The organism is Mesorhizobium sp. FG116 (genome assembly GCF_057809835.1).
The window spans coordinates 15,371-33,083 of sequence record NZ_JBMDKS010000019.1 but is presented as its reverse complement, the minus strand read 5'-3'; the positions used below and the strand labels follow the sequence as shown (position 1 = coordinate 33,083).

Below are 17,713 nucleotides of genomic sequence, written 5' to 3'. Positions count from 1 at the left end.
AGACGACTCCCGATCCGGCCCATGCCCGATTTTCACAGGCCAAAACGAAAAGGGCGGCCCGCTGGCCGCCCCTTGCCGCATCGATAAAGACGCGTCTTAACGGGCCACGATCATGCCGGCGATGATGCCCGAAGCAATGCCGACCAGCAGGTAGTCATTGCCGACCCGGATCCATTCCTGGCCGTGGCCCGGCCGCTTCAAGCCATAGCGGTGATAGTCGCGCACCGGCTGGTGACGGCGCCACTCGCCATAACGCTGGCCGCGCTTCCAGTCGTGACGCTTCACCACCTTCTGCTTCTTGATGATGACCCGCTTTTCGACGCGACGCTCGTCATAGCGGTGAACGGGCTTTTTCCAGTCCACCTGGGCGTAGTTGCCCTGCGGCTGGGCGGGCATGTTCATGGGCGCTGCCTGGCCTTGCAGCGACGTCGCGGCCAGCATGGAAAAAGCGAGAACGGAGAGGATGATACGTTTCATGGGAGGCACTCCTCGATTGACAACGCCATGAGGAGTAGAAGCCGCCGCATGAACCGAAACTGAACAGGCGCATTACAAATATGTAATGATATCCGTTGCTTATATCGAAATGCGGATTCACTTCGGAAACCTTCCAAGCAAGGCCGCAAGTTCAACCGGCCGAGAGCATCGCAAAAAGCGTCCTTGCCTCATCGCGACCACATCGGTCGCGCAGAAACGCGGGGGCGATGGACAAATTTTATTATCCGGCTAATGTCGAGAGCTATGCTATGAGCCGGCCCATGAACCTGATTCGCACCCTAGCCTGCACGACCTCCGTGGCCGCTTGTTCGCGGCATCCGGCGTTGGCGCGCGCGGTCCCCGCCCTGGCATCCTCGTCGGGGAACATGCAGGCATGAGCGGCTCGGTCGTTCTCATCCATCTGGCCGGTGCTGTCGCGCTCATGCTGTTCGCCACCCGTCTGGTCAAGACAGGCGTCGAGCGCGCCTATGGCGACGTTCTGCGCCACAAGCTGCGCGCCACCATGCGCAACCCGATCATGGCCGTGCTCGCCGGCACGGCGCTCGCCATCGCCTTGCAAAGCTCCACCGCCGTCACCCTTCTGGTCGGCTCGTTTGCCGGTGCCGGCATCGTCTCCGGCCTTGCCGGCCAGCTTGCCGTGCGCGGTGCCGAAATCGGCTCGGCGCTTGTCGCCAAGCTGCTCACCTATGATCTCACTTTGCTCGTACCGCTTTGCCTGATCGCCGGCACCTTCATGTTCATGGCCACGGAACGGCGCGACTGGCGCCAGATCGGCCGCATCCTCGTCGGCATCGGCCTGCTCATCCTGTCGCTGGAAATGATCGGCCAGGCCTCCGAGCCGCTGCGCGAAAGCGCGCTGATGCCGATCATCATCAACTATTTCTCCGGCGATTCGGTCACGGCCTATCTGCTTGCCGCGCTGATCACATGGCTTTTCCAGTCGAGCATCGCGTCCGTCCTCTTGATGGCCACGCTCGCCGGGCGCGGCCTCATTACGCCTGAACTCGGCGTCGTGCTGGTCCTGGGCGTCAACCTCGGCTCATCGGTCATCGCTCCGATGCTCACCCGCAACGCCGAGCCCGGCGTGCGCGTGGTGCCCGTCGGCAACCTGTTGATGCGCGGCGTCGGATCCGTCGTCATGCTCATACTTTTCATGAGCTTCCGGCCGGACGTTGCCTTCCTCGGCGCAACCGCCTCCGACCAGATCGTCAACGCGCACATCCTGTTCAACGTCATCATCCTGCTCGCCGGCCTGCCGCTGGCAGGTCTGGTCTACAAGGCGTCGGAAAAGATCGTCGCGCTCGGCGCCAAGCCCGAATCGGCGGATGCCCTGCAGGTGGCGGAACTGTCGGCCTTGAACGAGGCGGCGCTGTCCAACCCCACGCAGGCGCTCGGCAACGCCACGCGCGAAGTGGTGCGCGTGTGCGAGACGGTCGAGATCATGCTGAAGCGCATCATCGAACTTTACGAGGACGCCGACGAAGACAAGATCAAGGCGCTCGCCGCCCTTGACGATCGCGTCGACGCCCGCCACGCGGCCATCAAGATCTATCTTGCCAAGCTCACCAGAAATCCTCTGACCGAAGATCAGGCCCTGCGCTGTCAGGAACTCATCGGCGCCTGCGTCAAGCTGGAGCAGGTCGGCGACATCATCGTGCGCAACATGCTGGTCCACGTTCAGAAGAAGCTGGCAAAGGGCCTCGAATTCACGCCGGAAGGCTGGCAGGAACTCTGCGCCTTCCACGCCTCGGTGCTCGCCAACGCCCGCCTGTCCTTCAACGTGCTGGTTTCGCGGGATTCCGAAACGGCGCGTCAGCTCGTGCTGGAAAAGGACCGCCTGCGCGACTTCGAGAAGGAAACCAGCCAGAAGCATTTCCTGCGCCTGCGCGACGGCACGCCGAAGTCGATCGAAACCAGTTCGATCCACCTCGACACCATCCGCGACCTCAAGCAGATCAATTCGCTGCTCGCCTCGATGGCCTATCCGGTGCTGGAAGAACACGGTCTGCTATCCGGCTCGCGCCTCAAGGCAAGCTGACCTCAGCCCAAGAAATCTGATTCTGCGTGAAGAATTTTCGGATTGCCCGCCTCGGGCATCCGTGGTTTGACACGCCCTCCCAAGAGGTGCCCATGCCGCTACCGCTGATTGCCCTGTTCATCGCGGCCTTCGCGTTCGGAACCACCGAATTCGTCATTGCCGGCGTGCTGCCGCAGGTCGCGCACGGCCTCGGCGTATCGGTTCCGTCCGCCGGCTATCTGGTCTCCGGCTATGCGCTGGGCATCGCCATTGGCGGGCCGCTGCTCACGCTCGCCACGCATGGCCTTTCGCGCAAGACGCTGCTTCTCGGACTGACGATCCTGTTCACACTCGGTCAGGTTGCCTGCGCACTTGCCCCCGACTTTGCCTCCATGCTGGCGTTGCGTGTCGCGATTGCCGTTGGGCACGGCGCGTATTTCGGCGTCGCCATGGTCGTGGCCGTCGGGTTGGTGCGGGAAGACCAGCGCGGCATGGCCGTAGCGCTTATCCTTGCCGGCCTTACCGTTTCAAACGTCATCGGCGTTCCGGCGGGCACCGCCATCGGCAACATCTGGGGTTGGCGCGCCACCTTCTGGGTCATGGGCGGCCTCGGCGTCTTTGCCATTACCGCCATTGCCGCGCTGGTTCCTGCAACGACTGGCGCTGCCGCTCAAAAACCCGGCCTGCTCCATGAAGTGCGCGCGCTCGGGCGTCAGCAGGTCTGGACCTCGCTCATCATCATGCTGATGCTCATGATCGGCCAGTTCGGGCCGTTCACCTACATCGCGCCCATGTTGCAGGAAGTCACCGGATTGAGCGAGGCGTGGGTGCCGTGGGTGCTTCTCCTCAACGGCGTCGGCGCAACCATCGGCGTCTTCATCGGCGGGCGGCTCGCAGACTGGAAGCTGATGCCATCCCTGATCACGCTGCTCGCCATGCAGGCGCTCATGCTCGGGGCCATCTACGCAGCCAGCCCCTATCCGCTGCCGATGATCGCGGCGATCACCGTTTGGGGCGGCCTCAACTTCGCCATCGGCACGCCGATCCAGACCCGCATCCTGTCGTGGACGGCGGATGCATCGGGCCTTGCCTCCTCGCTTATCCCGTCCGGCTTCAACATCGGCATTGCCATCGCGGCGTCGTTGGGCGCTGCCGTTCTCAACGCAGGCTATGGCTACCGCGCCCTGCCCCTGCTCGGCACCGTCGCCATGCTGGTCGCCGTCGCGGTTGCAGCGCTTTCCTACGTGGTTGAGCGCCAACGCAACCAGACGCCGCCGTTGCCTGCGCCTGCCGAATAAGGCGTTTCAGTCGCGCGCGCCGGCGAACAACACCGTCGAACTGCCGCCGCCAGCCGGCCACGTCCGGATCGCGCGATCCTTGCCGCCGGTCAGCACCGAGCCGTCCGGCGCGAAGGCCACCGAATAGAGCGATGCCCTGCCGACAAACTGCATCACCTCGCGACCGGTTTCCATGTCCCAGATGCGCGCCGTGCCATCGAGTGAACAGCTCAATATGCGCTTGCCGTCCTCGGACAGCACCAGCGCATAAACCGTTCCCGAATGCCCGTTGAACTGGCGCAGTTGATCGCCGGAGGCCACGTCCCAAAGCTTGATCGTGTAGTCGCCGCTGCCCGTCACCAGCTTGCTGCCGTCAGCGGTGAACGCCGCGCCGTAAGTGCCGCGCTCATGCCCTTGCCACGTCCGTATCAGGCGGCCCTCGTCAATGTCCCAAAGGTTGAGCAGGCCGTCGATGCTGCCACTGACGGCCTTTGTCCCATCCGGTGAAATCGCAACCGAAGAAATCGACCACGAATGCCCTGAAAGCACGTGCAACACCCTGCCGGCGTCGATGTCCCAGACGATCACCGTTCCCGTATCGTGCCCGCTGACAGCGCGTTTTCCGTCCGGCGAAAGCGCCAGCTTGTTCGCGCCGCCATTCTCGCCGGCCGAAAACACGTGCAGCACCGCACCATCCTCGATGGACCGCAGCACGATCTCGCCGTCGTCGCCGGCTGTCAGCCCGCGCTTGCCATCGGGCATGAACAGCGCCGCGCGCGCCATGTCCTTGTGAACGCCAAGCGTCTTGGCCAGCCGTTTACCTTCAAGATCCCAAAGCTTGATCGTGCGGTCGGTGCTGGCGCTCATCAGGAAATGGCGGTCCGGCGAAACGGCCAGCCACACAACCGCATCATGGTGTCCATCAGCCTGTGCTGGCTGAGGTGCCTCTGCCTTTGGCAATGGCGCTGTCGTCTGCGGCGGCTCAGGCTGTTGAGCCGTCTCGACCGGCGCGGGTGCCGGTTCCGCGGCAATGCGCGGCGGCTGGGCGAGATCCGGCGCAGGCGAAAACTGCGGCCATGCTTCTTCCGCCTGCTTTTCTACAGGTGCCGCAGGCTGCGGCGCTGGCTGTTCAGTTTGCACAGGTGCGGGAAGAGCCGCATCGGGCGCGGCAACGGTGCCGTCATTCGCCGCTTCCGTGTTGGCTTCTGGGATGGGTCCTTGGGCCGGTTGGTCCGCGAGGATCACTACGAAGGCGATCAGCGGCAAGGCGTAGAGAAGCCGGCGCGCCCATGACGATTGTTCAGGACGAGCCACGGCATCCCTGCCGAACAGCGGCGCAGGCGACGACCGCGCTGCGCGATCTTCATCGAAATTCCAAAGCCGCCATGCGCCGATGATTGACGCAAGTCCGCCCACCAGAAACAGGGCAATCCGCACCATCGGCAGACTGCCGTCACCGGCCATGGCGGTTCCGCCGACGCCTTCGCCGGTCAACGCCAGATAAAGACGATGGAAGCAAAGCAGCGCGGCGATCAGGAGCAGGATCGCAAAGAGCCGGTCAACAAGCCTGATCACGCTCTTGGCCTCCCCCAGGCTCGTCACGACCCGGCCAGTTTCGCACAAAACCGCAGCTTTGCCGATAGTCTGGCCGGGTCAGTCAGCCGGGGAGGAACAAACCATTGCGAACCTCGTGAATTTTTTGCCCGCGCTTCAGCCCTTGGCCGCTTCACGCATCAGTTCGAGCAGCCGCCTTATGGCAGGCGACGCGGAAGCCCGGTCGAGCCTAGCCACTTCACGCTCAGCCGCCGCCTTCACATCGGCACCGTGCGGAAGTTCAAGCAGCCAGGCAAGGAACACGTCCTCAGGCTGGGTCTTCGGCGAAGGCCAGGCGGGCGCTCGCTCCGCCCTGCCCTTGAACATGTCCGGTCGCATGTAGGTTCCCATGCCTAAGCCTCGATTTCGATTGAACTGAGTGGTTTGGAGCAGCAGGCCAGGATGTAGCCTTCCGCGATCTCGTCATCGAGGATGCCGCCATTGTGGCTCATCTCAACCTCGCCCGACGTCTTCTTGACCTTGCATGTGCCGCAGAGTCCGAACTCGCAGGCGGCTGAAATCCTGACACCAGCGGCCCGCGCCGCCTGCAACACCGTCTGGCCCGGCAGACACTCGGCCTCAACATCGGAAGCGCCGAAACGGATCGCCACAGCCTCCTGCGACGGCGCTATCCCAGCGCTTGGTGACGCATCATCGGCAAACGGCGCCGGCACCGGCGCAACGACCGGCTTGCCGAAGCTTTCCTCGTGGTAGTGCTGCATGTCGAAGCCGGACGTTTCCAGCATCTCGCGCACGGCGCGCATGAACGGTTCCGGCCCGCAGCAGAACACCTCGCGTTCGCGGAAGTCGGGCGCGAGGAGCGGCAGGCGCACGGCGTCGATGCGTCCCATATGGCCAAACCAGCTTTCGCGGCTCGACCGTTCCTCGATCAGGAAGCCGAGGTTCAGCCCCGGCATGCGGCTGCCTAAAAGTTCCAGTTCCTTGCGGAAAATGATCTCTTCCGGCCGCCGCGCGCAGTTGACGAAGGAAACGTCCGTCCATGGCGCGCAGTCGTTCAGCCAGCGCAGCATCGACATCATCGGCGTGATGCCGGAGCCTGCCGAGACGAACATATACTTCGCCGCCGGATAGACGTGGTGCGAGAAGTCACCCGCCGGCCCGAAGGCCTTCACCCGCGCGCCAACCTTGAGGTGATCGAACATCCAGCGCGTGCCGATGCTGCCCGCCTGCGCCTTCACCGTCACGGCAATCGAAAACGGCCGCGACGGCGACGACGACAGTGTATAGGTGCGCATCACCGGCTCGTCGCCCACCGGCAGTTCCAGCGTGACGAACTGGCCGGGCTTGTAGCGGAACCATGTCTGCGCGTCGGAGCGGAAGACGAAGGTCTTCACGTCCGGCGCTTCGTCGACGATGCCGATCACTTCCAGCACCTGCAGCCGGTCGTTCCACGGCGTCATCTCGTCGAGATGGCGATAGAGATTGAGATCGGTCATGGCGTTCATGGCTGCCTCGTCACGCCACGTTGCGCAGCGTAGGCTCGACGCCGCCCGCCAGCCGCGGCTCGATGAAGCCCGCATACCAGTCGAGGAACTGGATCACGCCGCCTTCATGCAGTTCCGAATACGGCCCCGGCTCATAGGCCGGCGACTTGATGCCGAACGCATTCTCCTCGACGATGCGGCGATCCTCGTCATTGGTCTCGGTCCACACATGGATGAGCTCGGCCAGATCGTAGTCGGCACCCTCGACCGCGTCCTTGTGCACCAGCCACTTCGTCGTCACCGCCGTCTCGGTGGCGCTGAGCGGAATGACGCGGAAGGTAATGGCGTGGTCGATCAGCACGTGGTTCCAGGTGGTCGGGTAGTGGTAAAGCATCAGCGTCCCGATGCGGTCCGCTCTCACAGCATCTGAAAGATGCCGGCGCACCGCCGGCCTGCCGCTTGTCGTATAGCTCACCGCATCCCGAAGCAGCGGCGCGCGCGTGGCGCGATACTGGTCGTCCGGGTCAATCCGGAAACGCGCCGGCAGACCAGCCGCCTCGCATTTGGCCCAATGTTCCAGCATTTCCGGGTCGCTTTCCGCGCCGTTGACGCCGGTCACAGTCGGCGCTTCGGGGAAAGTCTTGCAAAGCTCCGGATGGTTGCCCGCGCAGTGATAGCACTCGCGGTTGTTCTCCCACACCAGCTTCCAGTTGCCCTTCTCCACAATGGTCGTCTCGTGCGCGACCTTGGCATCGACGAGATTATGCGGCGCGAAATAGGGCTCCATCATCGCCCGGAAGGGCCGGAAATCCGCCGGCTTCTCCGCCAGGCAAATGAAGATGTAGCCGGCGACGCTTTCGCAGGCGACCGGCTTCAGCCCAAAGTCTTCCTTACAAAATCCATCGGCCATCTGCCGCGCGAATACCAGCGAGCCGTCGAGATCGTAGGTCCACTGGTGATAGGGGCACACAAGACGAGCCGCCGTGCCTTTGTGCGTGTTGCACACCCGGCTGCCGCGATGCCGGCATGAATTGTGCAGGGCGCGGATCACGCCGTCGCGGCCGCGCACCACCACCACCGGGTAATCGCCCACCTGCACCGTGAAGAAGCTGCCGGGCTTGGCGATCTCGCAGTCATGGCCAACGAACAGCCAGTCCCGGTACCAGATCATTTCCATGTCCAGCCGGAAGAATTCAGGATCGTTATAAAAAGGCTGCTCCAGGCTGAAACCCTTCCGCCTGCTGCAGATCAGCCTCAGCATTTCGTTACGTGCGTCACCGGTGCGTATGTCCATGTCCGTCCTCGCAAAGGCACAAGGACTGAACTGGTGGTGATTTCAGGGGTAGATGGGCGCAGGCGCATCTTGCCCGAACCGCTCTGCCTCTCGACCGCCCACCGCGATCAGTCAGGTTAAACAGTCCAAGGCTGGTTTCCGGGCTTCGGAGCCGTCCCTTGCAGGACCATCCCGACACCTTCCCGGATCATCAGATCCAGTGGCATCCGTCGGGACTTTCAACTCCGCTACCGTTGCGGGGGCAGCGCCGGCATCAAACCGGCTTCCCAATTATCCGCTTCAGCCAAAACCGAAGCGGCACCTTGAACGGTTTCATCAGACCATGAACGCCGGTCCACCGAGTCCACGAATGCGACATCGCTCTGGCGCAAAGGCGATATCAACGAACCATCGAGGCGCATCTGCGCGCAGATGATCCTCAGGTGCCTTCGCCCCATCCGAATCGCAGTTGGAAAAAAGACTCAGCCTCGGTCTTGAAATAATCCAAATCATGAAACATATGAAGTTACATGAAACGAGACAGCAGACTTTCCGGCGTGCTCCATGTCCTCCTGCACATGGCCGAACACCGCCACCCCGTCACTTCCGAGACACTCGCCAAGGCGATGACCACCAACCCGGTCGTCATTCGCCGCATCATGGCCGGCCTGCGCGATCAAGGTTACGTCCAGTCCGAAAAGGGCCACGGCGGCGGCTGGTCCATTGCCTGCGACCTGTCAAAGGTAACCCTGCGCGACATCTATCATGCGCTCGGCGATCCCTCCCTGCTTGCCATGGGCAACCGCACCGAAGCGCCCGGCTGTCTCGTCGAACAATCCGTCAACGCCGCGCTCAGCAAGGCTTTCGACGACGCCGAAGCGTTCCTGCTTGCCCGCTTCGGCGAAGTCACCCTCGCCGCCCTCAGCGCGGACTTCCACCGCCGCATGCTCGCCAGAGGCGGCGCATCCCACGATCTGGAGACCATTCATGCTTCATGATGCCATCGTCATCGGCGGCAGCTTTGCCGGCCTGTCCGCTGCAACCTATCTCGCCCGCGCGCGCCGCTCGGTCGCCATTGTCGACACCGGTGCGCCGCGCAACCGCTTCGCCGCCCACTCGCACGGCTTCCTCGCGCAAGACGGCAGCAATCCGGGCGCAGTGCTCGCCACCGCCCGCTCACAGGTCGCAGCCTATCCAACAACCACCTTCGTCAATGCCAAGGCCACCCGCGCCAGCGGGCAGACTGACGGCTTCTCGGTTGAATTGGCGACCGGCGAAACCCTTTCAGGCCGCAGGCTGGTACTTGCCTTCGGCATCTCGGACGAGCTGCCCGATGTTCCCGGCATCGCTGAGCGTTGGGGCAACAGCGTCATCCATTGCCCCTATTGCCACGGCTATGAATTCAGCAACCAGCGCCTCGGCGTGCTGTACTCCTCGGAGAAGTCGCTGCATCAGGCGATGCTGATTGCCGAATGGGGACCGACGACCCTTTACCTCAACGGCGCCTCCCTGCCCGACAGCGCCACGCTTGCCGAACTGGAAAAACGCGGCGTCGTCATTGAGCCCACCAGAGTTACAGCCCTGCACGGCGACGGAACAAGCCTCTCCGCCATCGAGCTTGCCGACGGCAGGCTTGCCACCCTCGACGCGCTCTACGTCGCTCCGCAGAACCACTTGAACAGCGACATCGCCACACAACTCGGTTGCGTCATGGACACGAACCCTGTCGGCACCGTCATCCGCACCAGTTCAATGCAGGAAACCAGCGTTCCCGGCATCTTCGCCGCCGGCGACATCACGCGCGGCGCACACAGCGTCACATGGGCCAGTTCCGATGGCGTCACTGCGGGCGTTTCCGCCCATCGCTCTTTGGTTTTCTAACTCACACAAGGCCATTTCGAGCCGAGCCGAACTCGGCCCGAACCCCTGCCCTTCATTCATTTCGAAAAATATTCAACCAATCGGTTGACTTTCATTTTCGACAGGCAGATATTCAACCGCATGGTTGAATTATTCGCACCCCAGCTCGACACCATCTTCCACGCCCTTGGCGATGCCACGCGTCGTCATATGCTGAGCGACCTCGCCTCGGGCGAACGCACGGTCAGCCAGTTGGCCGAGCCTTTTTCCATTTCCCTCGCCGCCGCGTCCAAGCACATCAAGGCGCTGGAAAATGCCGGCCTCATTCGCCGCGAGGTTCGCGGGCGCACGCATTTCTGCCGCCTCGAACCCGGCCCTCTCGCCAGCGCGCATGAGTGGCTGAGCCATTACCAGCGCTTCTGGACCGGCCGCCTTGATGCGCTTGAGGAACTGCTGCGCAAGGAAGACGCGCTCAAATCCCCTACCACTCAAAACCCCTCACCAAACAGAGATGACACGAAAGGAGACGACCGATGACCGAACTTGCCACTGTGGGTTCCTATGGCGTGCTCACCGAGCCCGCCACATTGAAGATCGAACGCCTTTTGCCCGGCCCGATCGAACGCGTCTGGGCCTACCTCACCGAGAGCGACCTGCGCCGCAAATGGCTGGCGTCGGGCGACATGCAGATGAAGGTCGGCTCCACGGTCGATTTCGTCTGGCGCAACGACGAACTGACCAATCCACCCGGCCAGCGTCCGCCGAATTTCCCCGAAGATCACCGCATGCAGTGCCAGATCACCGAACTCGATCCCCCGCATAAACTGGCGATCACCTGGGGCAGCACCGGCGGCGTCACCTTCGAATTGAAGGAGCAAGGCAAGGAGGTCCTGCTGACGCTCACCCACCACCGGATTCCCGAGCGCTCCATCCTGCTCAACGTTAGCGCCGGCTGGCACATGCATCTGGATATTCTTGTCGCCCGGGCAAGAGGCGAGGAACCGCAGCCGTTCTGGGATGGCTGGGCCCGTCTCAAGAAGGATTACGACAAGCGCCTTCCGGCCTGAAACCGGCAGGCCAACCGGCCGGGCGTTTCGACGCCCGGTCGTGCTTCATCTGAAAATCGCTCGAAAGCTCACCGCTTCGGCGGCCACGCAAGTTCAGGGCCTGTCCTGAAAAACGATACGTTGTTGGTGAAGATACTCGCCGGGACAAGCCTGATCATGCGGCCATCCGGATGATCGATCTCGGCCACATTGTCGATGAACCACGCGTTCCAGTCCGCCTCCGGACCGAGATATTTGTTGAGCAGCCGCCTGAAACGGTCCGGCGCCATCGGCTCTATGGTGGCGCGACCGCGCAAGCCCAGATGCAGCAATATGCCGGCTTCGGCGTCGAAGTGGACGATTTCCACCGCGCAACGCGGCTCGCGTTCAAGGCATTTCACCGCGCTCCCGTCCGAAGAGCCGAGGAGCCAGATGGCGCCCTCTTCCCAGATGAACCACACCGGCGCATTTCGCGGCGCACCATCGGCGCTTACCGTCGCCAAATTCGCCATCAGCGGTCGAGACAGCACATCTTCCGGGTCGAATTCCGTCATCGCAAGATGTTAGAGCGTTTCAAGGCCGAGTAGAAGCACTCCGCCCTACCCCAGCAAGCCCTTGATCAGCCCGCTTGCCTTGCCGAAATCCATCTGCCCGGCATATTTCTCGCGCAGCGCGGCCATCACCTTGCCCATGTCCTTGACGCCTGCCGCGCCGGTCTCGGCAATCGCGGCACGGATGGCGGCTTCCGTTTCCGCCTGGTCGAGCTGCTTCGGCATGAAGTCGCGGATGACCACGATCTCCTCGCGCTCCTTGGCGGCGAGTTCGGGCCGGTTGCCATCGTCGAACGCCTTGGCCGAATCTTCGCGCTGCTTGACCATCTTGGCCAGCAGTTGCGCGATCTCGTCGTCGCTGGCGGCGTCCTTGCCCGCGCCGCGATTGGCGATGTCGCGATCCTTGATCGCAGCCTGCATCAGCCTCAGCGTCGAAAGGCGCGCCTTGTCGCCGCCCTTCATCGCGGTCTTCACTTCGTCGCTCAGCCGTTCGCGCATGGCCATTGTCCTTCACTGTGCGTACATGATTTAAAACTGGCACCGATAAATGGCATTCTGGCTGGAATCTCAAGTAGGCGAAGCATCATGCGGTGTTGGCATGAAGGACGGCCAGGGTGGAAAATCACGACAACTTGTCGGGTCGGGCGATCCTCTTTCGTCCTTGGGGCTGGAACGGCATTTTGCGGGACGTCACCATCCGCAAATGAAACCAGCCCATGCGAAAACAGTTATAGAAGCTGACAAAAAGGATGAACGACATGCCCAGCACCATCCACCTGCACCGCGTCCTGACAACCTCGCCGGAAAAGCACTACCGCGCCTTCATCGAGGCCGACGCCCTTGCCAAGTGGCTGCCGCCGAACGGCTTTGCCTGTACCGTCCATAGTCTGGAACCAAAAGTCGGCGGCACGTTCAGGATGTCGTTCCGCAACTTCACTACCGGCGACAGCCATTCCTTCGGCGGCGAGTATAAGGAGCTCGTTCCGGGTGAGCGCCTGCGCTACACCGACAAGTTCGATGATCCAAACCTGCCGGGCGAAATGCAGGTTACGGTCAAGCTGAAGAAAGTCTCCTGCGGCACCGAGCTGAACATCGAGCAGGCCGGCATACCCGATCTGATCCCAGCCGAAGCCTGCTATCTCGGCTGGCAGGAATCGCTGCGCAATCTGGCAAGGCTGGTCGAGCCCGAGATCACCCAATAAAGCTCCGGCCGGCGATCAGAAGTCCCAGCCATGGATTAGGCAAGGTAAAGGCGGGATGCAGCGATTGACCCTGCGCCCGCCTTCCCCTATGTGAAGGCCTTGCAACCGCACTTTTGAATACGCGTGGAAGCTGCCGGCATCGCCGCTGCGCGTTTTTTGCTGCGCGAATGATTGCTTTCGCCCGCAGCCATTTGATGGAGCGCCGCCATGGCATCGACCACCCCTTGGGTCTCGGAAAAACCGACCGCCCTGCTCGTTCTCGCCGACGGAACGGTGATCGAAGGGCGCGGCCTTGGCGCAACCGGCGAAGCTGTCGCGGAAGTCTGCTTCAACACCGCACTCACCGGCTACCAGGAAATCCTCACCGATCCCTCCTATGCCGGCCAGATCGTCACCTTCACCTTCCCCCACATCGGCAATATCGGCACCAATGACGAAGACATCGAGGACCTGCATCCGGCCGCACGCGCCGGCGCGGTCGGTGCCGTATTCAAGGCCGATGCCACCAACCCGTCCAACTATCGCGCCGTCAGCCATCTCGACCAGTGGCTGAAGCGGCGCGGCATCGTCGCACTTTCGGGCATCGACACGCGCGCGCTGACCTCCCTTATCCGCGAAAAGGGCCTCGCCAACGCCGTCATCGCCCATCATCCAGACGGCAGGTTCGACGTCGAGGATCTGAAGCGCCGCGCCGCCGCATGGTCGGGCCTCGTCGGCCTCGACCTCGCCAAGGAAGTCACCTCGGGCCAATCGTCCGTATGGAACGAGACGCCGTGGGTGTGGAACGAAGGCTATGGCGAACAGGCCGAGCCCACCATGCACGTCGTCGCCGTCGATTACGGCGTGAAGCGCAACATCCTGCGCCTTCTGGCCGGTCTCGGCGCCAAGGTCACCGTTGTGCCGGCCAAGACCGAGGCAAAGGAAATCCTCGCCATGCAGCCGGACGGCATCTTCCTGTCCAATGGTCCCGGCGACCCGGCCGCCACCGGCGAATATGCCGTGCCGATCATCCAGGACCTGCTCGACACCGAAATCCCGATCTTCGGCATCTGCCTCGGCCACCAGATGCTGGCGCTGGCGCTCGGCGGCAAAACCGAGAAGATGCACCAGGGCCACCACGGCGCAAACCATCCAGTCAAGGACCACACCACCGGCAAGGTCGAGATCGTGTCGATGAACCACGGTTTTGCGGTCGATGCGGATTCGCTGCCCGCTGGCGTCGAGGAAACCCACGTCTCGCTGTTCGACGGCTCGAACTGCGGCATCGCGCTCACCGGCCGCCCGGTGTTCTCCGTCCAGCATCACCCGGAAGCCTCGCCCGGCCCGCAGGATTCGCACTACCTCTTCCGCCGCTTCGCCAATCTTGTTCGCGAGCGGCAGGGGCAACCCGCATTGGCAGAGCGCGCGTAGCTTCCTTCTCCCCTTTCACGGGGAGAAGGTGGCGGCAGCCGGATGAGGGGCGGCACAACGGTCGCCGAAATGCCGTTTCCTTAACTCACACCAATAGGCGTCAGTGCCCACCGGCTCCGGCGGGTTCCTCGGCGTGCATCTGCGCTACTTCCTTGGGCGTCGGCTTCTTCACCTTGGTCACGAACACCAGAAGCGATAGCGCAAGGAAGACGCCGCCCACAACGTAAGGCGCACCGGCGAACTCAACCGGTGCGCTCGGTCCGGTGAACCACGAAAAGATCGCCGTGTAGAGGATCGGTGTGATGATCGACGTGATCGAAAAGATCGACGTCATCGCGCCCTGCAATTCGCCCTGCGCCGACGGCGGCACCTTGGCGGCGGCAAGGCTGCGCAGCGGCGGGTCGGCCAGCGCCTCCAGGCACCCGGCCACAATCACCGCATAGACCATCCAGCTTTGCCAAGCGAACGCGTAGCCGAATGCGCTCGCGGCGGTGAAGGCCAGGCCTATCGCCGCCGTGCGCCATTCGCCGAGCTTCGGGATCGCGCGCGGCAGCACCGTTGCCATGACAATCGCACCGCACAGCCCGAAAGCGCCCAGCGAAAAGCCGATCTGCTGTTCGCTCCAGCCGTAGCGATAGGTGCCGACGAACGCCCACACCGCCGGATACATCATGTGGCCAAGCGTCATCAGGAAGAATACCAGCCCGATCCAGCCGATGCCCGGATAGTTGCGCATCTGCTGCAGCGCGCCGAGCGGATTGGCCCGCTTCCATTCGAACTTGCGCCGGTGCTTTTCGTCCAGTGTTTCCGGCAGCAAAAAGTAGCCGACCACGAAATTGATGAACGCAAGTCCTGCCGCAAAATAGAACGGCACGCGCGGCCCGAACTGGCCAAGCAGCCCGCCCAGAACCGGGCCGATGACGAAGCCGACGCCGAAGGCGATGCCCAGCAAGCCAAAATTCTTCGCCCGGTTCGAATCGTCGCTGACGTCGGCAATCAGCGCCGAAGCGGTCGAGTAGCTCGCCCCGCTGATGCCGGCCAGCACGCGCCCGATGAACAGCATCGGATAGGACCAGGCGATCGCGCAGATCAGGTTGTCGATGGAGAAGGTGAACACCGATGCGAGCAGGATCGGCCGCCGCCCGAAGCGGTCGCTCAGGTTGCCGATCAGCGGCGCGAAGAAGAACTGCATCGCCGCATAGACGAAGAACAGCCATCCGCCCTCGATCGCCGCGTCGCTGATGCTGACGCCCGACAGCTCCTGCAGATAGGCCGGCAACACCGGCATGATGATGCCGAAGCCGATGATGTCGAGCAGAAGCGTCGTGAAAACGAGCGCCAGCGCGCGCTTTTTCTGAACCGCGTCAATCATGCCGTGTTCCTGTATCAAGCCGCATCGCAGGCGAACGGCCCTTATAGGGCAGTTGCCACACCAGAACAATAAGAGAACATATCAAAAGTTTTCATGCTGACATTCCTTGCCAGCATGAAGGCTCCGATTTCGCTTCGGGTCGCGATTCAGGTCAGGGTGCGGCGAAAATGGTGGATTTCGAGAACCGGAGCGGAGTGTACTCAAAGGTACATGAGCACCGGAAGCGCAGAAAGCCGCCTTTTGCAGACCACCCTCACCTGAATCCTAGATCGGGTTGTTGAACGTATCGCAGTCCGACAACTTGCCGCTCTTGAAGCCGCGCGCAAACCATGTCTGGCGCTGCTGCGAGGTGCCGTGGTTGAAGCTTTCCGGCACCACATAGCCCTGCATCTTCTTCTGCAGTGTATCGTCGCCAATCTGCTGGGCCGCGTTAAGCGCCTCCTCGAGATCGCCCTGCTCCAGGATGCCCTTCTGCGCAGTGAAGTGACCCCACACGCCGGCGAAGCAGTCTGCCTGTAGCTCGACCTGCATCGACATGTGGTTGGCGTCCGCCTCGCTCATCTGCTGGCGCATCTGGTTGAACTTCGGCAGCACGCCGATCAGGTTCTGCACATGGTGGCCAACTTCGTGCGCCACAACATAGGCTTCGGCGAAATCGCCCGACGCGCCGAACTGCTCCGACAACTGCCGGAAGAACGAGGTGTCGAGATAGACCTTGCGGTCGCTCGGGCAATAGAACGGCCCGGATGCCGACGAAGCGAAACCGCAGGCAGAGCGAATCTGACCGTCGAACAGGTGAAGCGTCGGCTCTTCATAGGTCAGGCCGTTTGCCTTGAAGATGCCGTTCCACACGTCTTCCGTCTCTGCCAGCACGGTCGAAACGAACTGCTTCATCTCGTCATTAGCCGGAGTGCCGGTACCCGAATCGGATTGCGTGATGCGGCCGCTGCCATCCTCAGGCCCAAGGCCGCCGCCGGCCAGGATCTGCATCGGGTCGATGCCGCAGGCCTTCAGCGCGAAGAACAGAACGACGAGGATAACGATGGTGGAAAGCCCGCCGCCGCCGGCCCGCCCGCCTATCGGAATGCGAAACTGGCCGGGTCCGCCGCCCAGGCCGCCGCCGGGTCGTCCGAAGCCGCCGCCTTGTCCGCGGGAATCCTCGACATTGTCACTTTGACGACGGCCTCTCCAAAGCATCTCAAACCCTCATCTGATAGTGCATCGGTGGTCGCAGGCCGCGGGGGCGTCGTCGCTGCGGTTGAACTTTGCAACAAATATCTCAATGGTTGCGGCGAGTCATGACCATTCTTCGCCGTCATGCCGCCTGCGCGCCATACGAGCACGCTAGCCCCGCTGCTTGGCTCCCGCGCTCTTGCCATCCGAACTCTTCGAACGCTCCTCGAAGCGCGCGGCACCCTTCTTCAGATCCTTGCCGGTTGCGGCCTCCACCTTGCGCTCTTCCTTCGCTGCGGCCTGCTTCAATCCCTTAGCTGCAGCCTTACCCTTTGCCGTCACGGCCTTTTCCGCACCCATGTCTCGTCCTCCGCTTGGCGCCCATCGATTTGCGGGCGTTGCAGTCAACGCGGCGCTGGCCTGCCGGTTCCGAAATAGTCGTATCGATGGGTAGGGGAAAATCGCGGCAGCGTCAGTCGGCGGCCATGGCGCGGCGGAACGCGGCAAGCGTCTCGGCGCTTACGTGATGCTCGATGCCCTCGGCATCGATGCGCGCGGTCTCGGCGCTCACGCCCAGAGAGCGCAAAAAGGCTTCCACCGTCTGGTGTCGTATGCGGCTTTCTTCAGCCATCCGCCGGCCAGCTTCGGTCAGGAACACGCCGCGATAGGGCTTGCGCGACACCAGACCGTCCGTGCACAGGCGACTCAGCATCTTGGCCACCGTCGGCTGGGCTACGCCAAGCCTTGCCGCAATATCCACTTGCCGCGCCTCGTTGCCGTCCTCGATCAGGTCGGCAATCAGTTCGACATAGTCTTCCACCAGCGCCCCGCGCCGCGCCTCACGCGTTGCGCGGAACCCTTCCGAGTGCACCTCGGCATCGGGAAGCGGTTCTTCGCGCGCAACAGGACGTTTTCTGGGCGCCACCACTTCCTCCTTCCTCACAGCTAAGGCCCGGCCCCATCGAAAGGGTCGAAACCATCTTTCACATTCATAGC

At 62.7% G+C, this 17,713-nt stretch carries 19 protein-coding genes and 1 riboswitch; of the genes, 8 read left to right on the top strand and 11 right to left on the bottom strand.

The genetic code is table 11. The features are described 5' to 3' along the window. Window positions 1-96: 96 nt before the first annotated feature. Window positions 97-477 carry an RcnB family protein gene (locus ACODTY_RS15465; protein WP_488995103.1) on the bottom strand — a complete coding sequence of 127 codons (381 nt, stop codon included), beginning with the start codon at window positions 475-477 and terminating at the stop codon, window positions 97-99. A gap of 394 nt (window positions 478-871) precedes the next feature. On the opposite strand from ACODTY_RS15465, the gene ACODTY_RS15460 reads away from it, so the two are divergent. Both ACODTY_RS15460 and ACODTY_RS15455 read left to right on the top strand, forming a co-directional pair. Continuing rightward, window positions 872-2,536 carry a Na/Pi cotransporter family protein gene (locus ACODTY_RS15460; protein ID WP_488995102.1) on the top strand — a complete coding sequence of 555 codons (1,665 nt, stop codon included), beginning with the start codon at window positions 872-874 and terminating at the stop codon, window positions 2,534-2,536. 92 nt (window positions 2,537-2,628) lie between these two features. Beyond that, window positions 2,629-3,813: an MFS transporter gene (locus ACODTY_RS15455; protein ID WP_488995101.1), complete on the top strand. Its 1,185-nt coding sequence runs from the start codon at window positions 2,629-2,631 to the stop codon at window positions 3,811-3,813. A gap of 6 nt (window positions 3,814-3,819) precedes the next feature. On the opposite strand, the gene ACODTY_RS15450 is transcribed toward ACODTY_RS15455, so the two are convergent. From ACODTY_RS15450 to ACODTY_RS15435, 4 genes are all read right to left on the bottom strand, one after another. Then, a complete protein-coding gene (locus ACODTY_RS15450) occupies window positions 3,820-5,367 on the bottom strand; it encodes a WD40 repeat domain-containing protein (RefSeq protein WP_488995100.1) in 1,548 nt (515 codons plus the stop codon). Window positions 5,368-5,502: 135 nt separating this feature from the next. Next, window positions 5,503-5,736 carry a hypothetical protein gene (locus tag ACODTY_RS15445; RefSeq protein WP_488995099.1) on the bottom strand — a complete coding sequence of 78 codons (234 nt, stop codon included), beginning with the start codon at window positions 5,734-5,736 and terminating at the stop codon, window positions 5,503-5,505. A gap of 2 nt (window positions 5,737-5,738) precedes the next feature. Then, window positions 5,739-6,842: an FAD-binding oxidoreductase gene (locus tag ACODTY_RS15440; protein WP_488995165.1), complete on the bottom strand. Its 1,104-nt coding sequence runs from the start codon at window positions 6,840-6,842 to the stop codon at window positions 5,739-5,741. Between the two features lie 19 nt (window positions 6,843-6,861). Then, entirely contained in the window at window positions 6,862-8,124 is a 1,263-nt protein-coding gene (locus ACODTY_RS15435) for an aromatic ring-hydroxylating oxygenase subunit alpha (RefSeq protein ID WP_488995098.1), read from the bottom strand. A 112-nt stretch (window positions 8,125-8,236) separates the two neighbouring features. Then, a riboswitch (cobalamin riboswitch) is annotated at window positions 8,237-8,444 on the bottom strand. Between the two features lie 189 nt (window positions 8,445-8,633). Between ACODTY_RS15435 and ACODTY_RS15430 the strand changes: the two genes are divergently transcribed. The 4 genes from ACODTY_RS15430 to ACODTY_RS15415 all read left to right on the top strand — a co-directional run bounded on the left by ACODTY_RS15430 (window position 8,634) and on the right by ACODTY_RS15415 (window position 11,030). Continuing rightward, a complete protein-coding gene (locus ACODTY_RS15430) occupies window positions 8,634-9,101 on the top strand; it encodes an Rrf2 family transcriptional regulator (protein WP_488995097.1) in 468 nt (155 codons plus the stop codon). Further along, window positions 9,091-9,984, top strand: a complete 894-nt coding sequence (locus tag ACODTY_RS15425; RefSeq protein WP_488995096.1) for an NAD(P)/FAD-dependent oxidoreductase — start codon at window positions 9,091-9,093, stop codon at window positions 9,982-9,984. The genes ACODTY_RS15430 and ACODTY_RS15425 overlap by 11 nt, the downstream gene beginning before the upstream one ends. 120 nt (window positions 9,985-10,104) lie before the next feature. Beyond that, window positions 10,105-10,500: an ArsR/SmtB family transcription factor gene (locus tag ACODTY_RS15420; protein ID WP_488995095.1), complete on the top strand. Its 396-nt coding sequence runs from the start codon at window positions 10,105-10,107 to the stop codon at window positions 10,498-10,500. Beyond that, entirely contained in the window at window positions 10,497-11,030 is a 534-nt protein-coding gene (locus tag ACODTY_RS15415; RefSeq protein WP_488995094.1) for an SRPBCC family protein, read from the top strand. The genes ACODTY_RS15420 and ACODTY_RS15415 overlap by 4 nt, the downstream gene beginning before the upstream one ends. A gap of 68 nt (window positions 11,031-11,098) precedes the next feature. Here ACODTY_RS15415 and ACODTY_RS15410 read toward each other — a convergent pair whose 3' ends face one another. Together ACODTY_RS15410 and ACODTY_RS15405 are read right to left on the bottom strand one after the other, a co-directional pair. Continuing rightward, window positions 11,099-11,563, bottom strand: a complete 465-nt coding sequence (locus ACODTY_RS15410) for a pyridoxamine 5'-phosphate oxidase family protein (protein ID WP_488995093.1) — start codon at window positions 11,561-11,563, stop codon at window positions 11,099-11,101. Between the two features lie 45 nt (window positions 11,564-11,608). After that, window positions 11,609-12,064 (bottom strand): GatB/YqeY domain-containing protein, encoded by a 456-nt coding sequence (locus tag ACODTY_RS15405; RefSeq protein ID WP_488995092.1) that lies wholly within the window; start codon window positions 12,062-12,064, stop codon window positions 11,609-11,611. Window positions 12,065-12,318: 254 nt separating this feature from the next. On the opposite strand from ACODTY_RS15405, the gene ACODTY_RS15400 reads away from it, so the two are divergent. Both ACODTY_RS15400 and carA read left to right on the top strand, forming a co-directional pair. Next, window positions 12,319-12,762, top strand: a complete 444-nt coding sequence (locus ACODTY_RS15400; protein WP_488995091.1) for an SRPBCC family protein — start codon at window positions 12,319-12,321, stop codon at window positions 12,760-12,762. A gap of 207 nt (window positions 12,763-12,969) precedes the next feature. Further along, a complete protein-coding gene (carA, locus tag ACODTY_RS15395; RefSeq protein WP_488995090.1) occupies window positions 12,970-14,172 on the top strand; it encodes a glutamine-hydrolyzing carbamoyl-phosphate synthase small subunit in 1,203 nt (400 codons plus the stop codon). A gap of 100 nt (window positions 14,173-14,272) precedes the next feature. Here the strand turns inward: carA and ACODTY_RS15390 are convergent, their stop codons facing one another. The 4 genes from ACODTY_RS15390 to mntR all read right to left on the bottom strand — a co-directional run bounded on the left by ACODTY_RS15390 (window position 14,273) and on the right by mntR (window position 17,642). Further along, a complete protein-coding gene (locus ACODTY_RS15390; protein WP_488995089.1) occupies window positions 14,273-15,544 on the bottom strand; it encodes a TCR/Tet family MFS transporter in 1,272 nt (423 codons plus the stop codon). 264 nt (window positions 15,545-15,808) lie between these two features. Next, window positions 15,809-16,741: a KPN_02809 family neutral zinc metallopeptidase gene (gene ypfJ / locus ACODTY_RS15385; RefSeq protein WP_488995088.1), complete on the bottom strand. Its 933-nt coding sequence runs from the start codon at window positions 16,739-16,741 to the stop codon at window positions 15,809-15,811. A gap of 147 nt (window positions 16,742-16,888) precedes the next feature. Continuing rightward, window positions 16,889-17,077: a hypothetical protein gene (locus ACODTY_RS15380; RefSeq protein WP_488995087.1), complete on the bottom strand. Its 189-nt coding sequence runs from the start codon at window positions 17,075-17,077 to the stop codon at window positions 16,889-16,891. Between the two features lie 112 nt (window positions 17,078-17,189). Next, window positions 17,190-17,642: a manganese-binding transcriptional regulator MntR gene (mntR, locus tag ACODTY_RS15375; protein WP_488995086.1), complete on the bottom strand. Its 453-nt coding sequence runs from the start codon at window positions 17,640-17,642 to the stop codon at window positions 17,190-17,192. Window positions 17,643-17,713 lie beyond the last annotated feature (71 nt).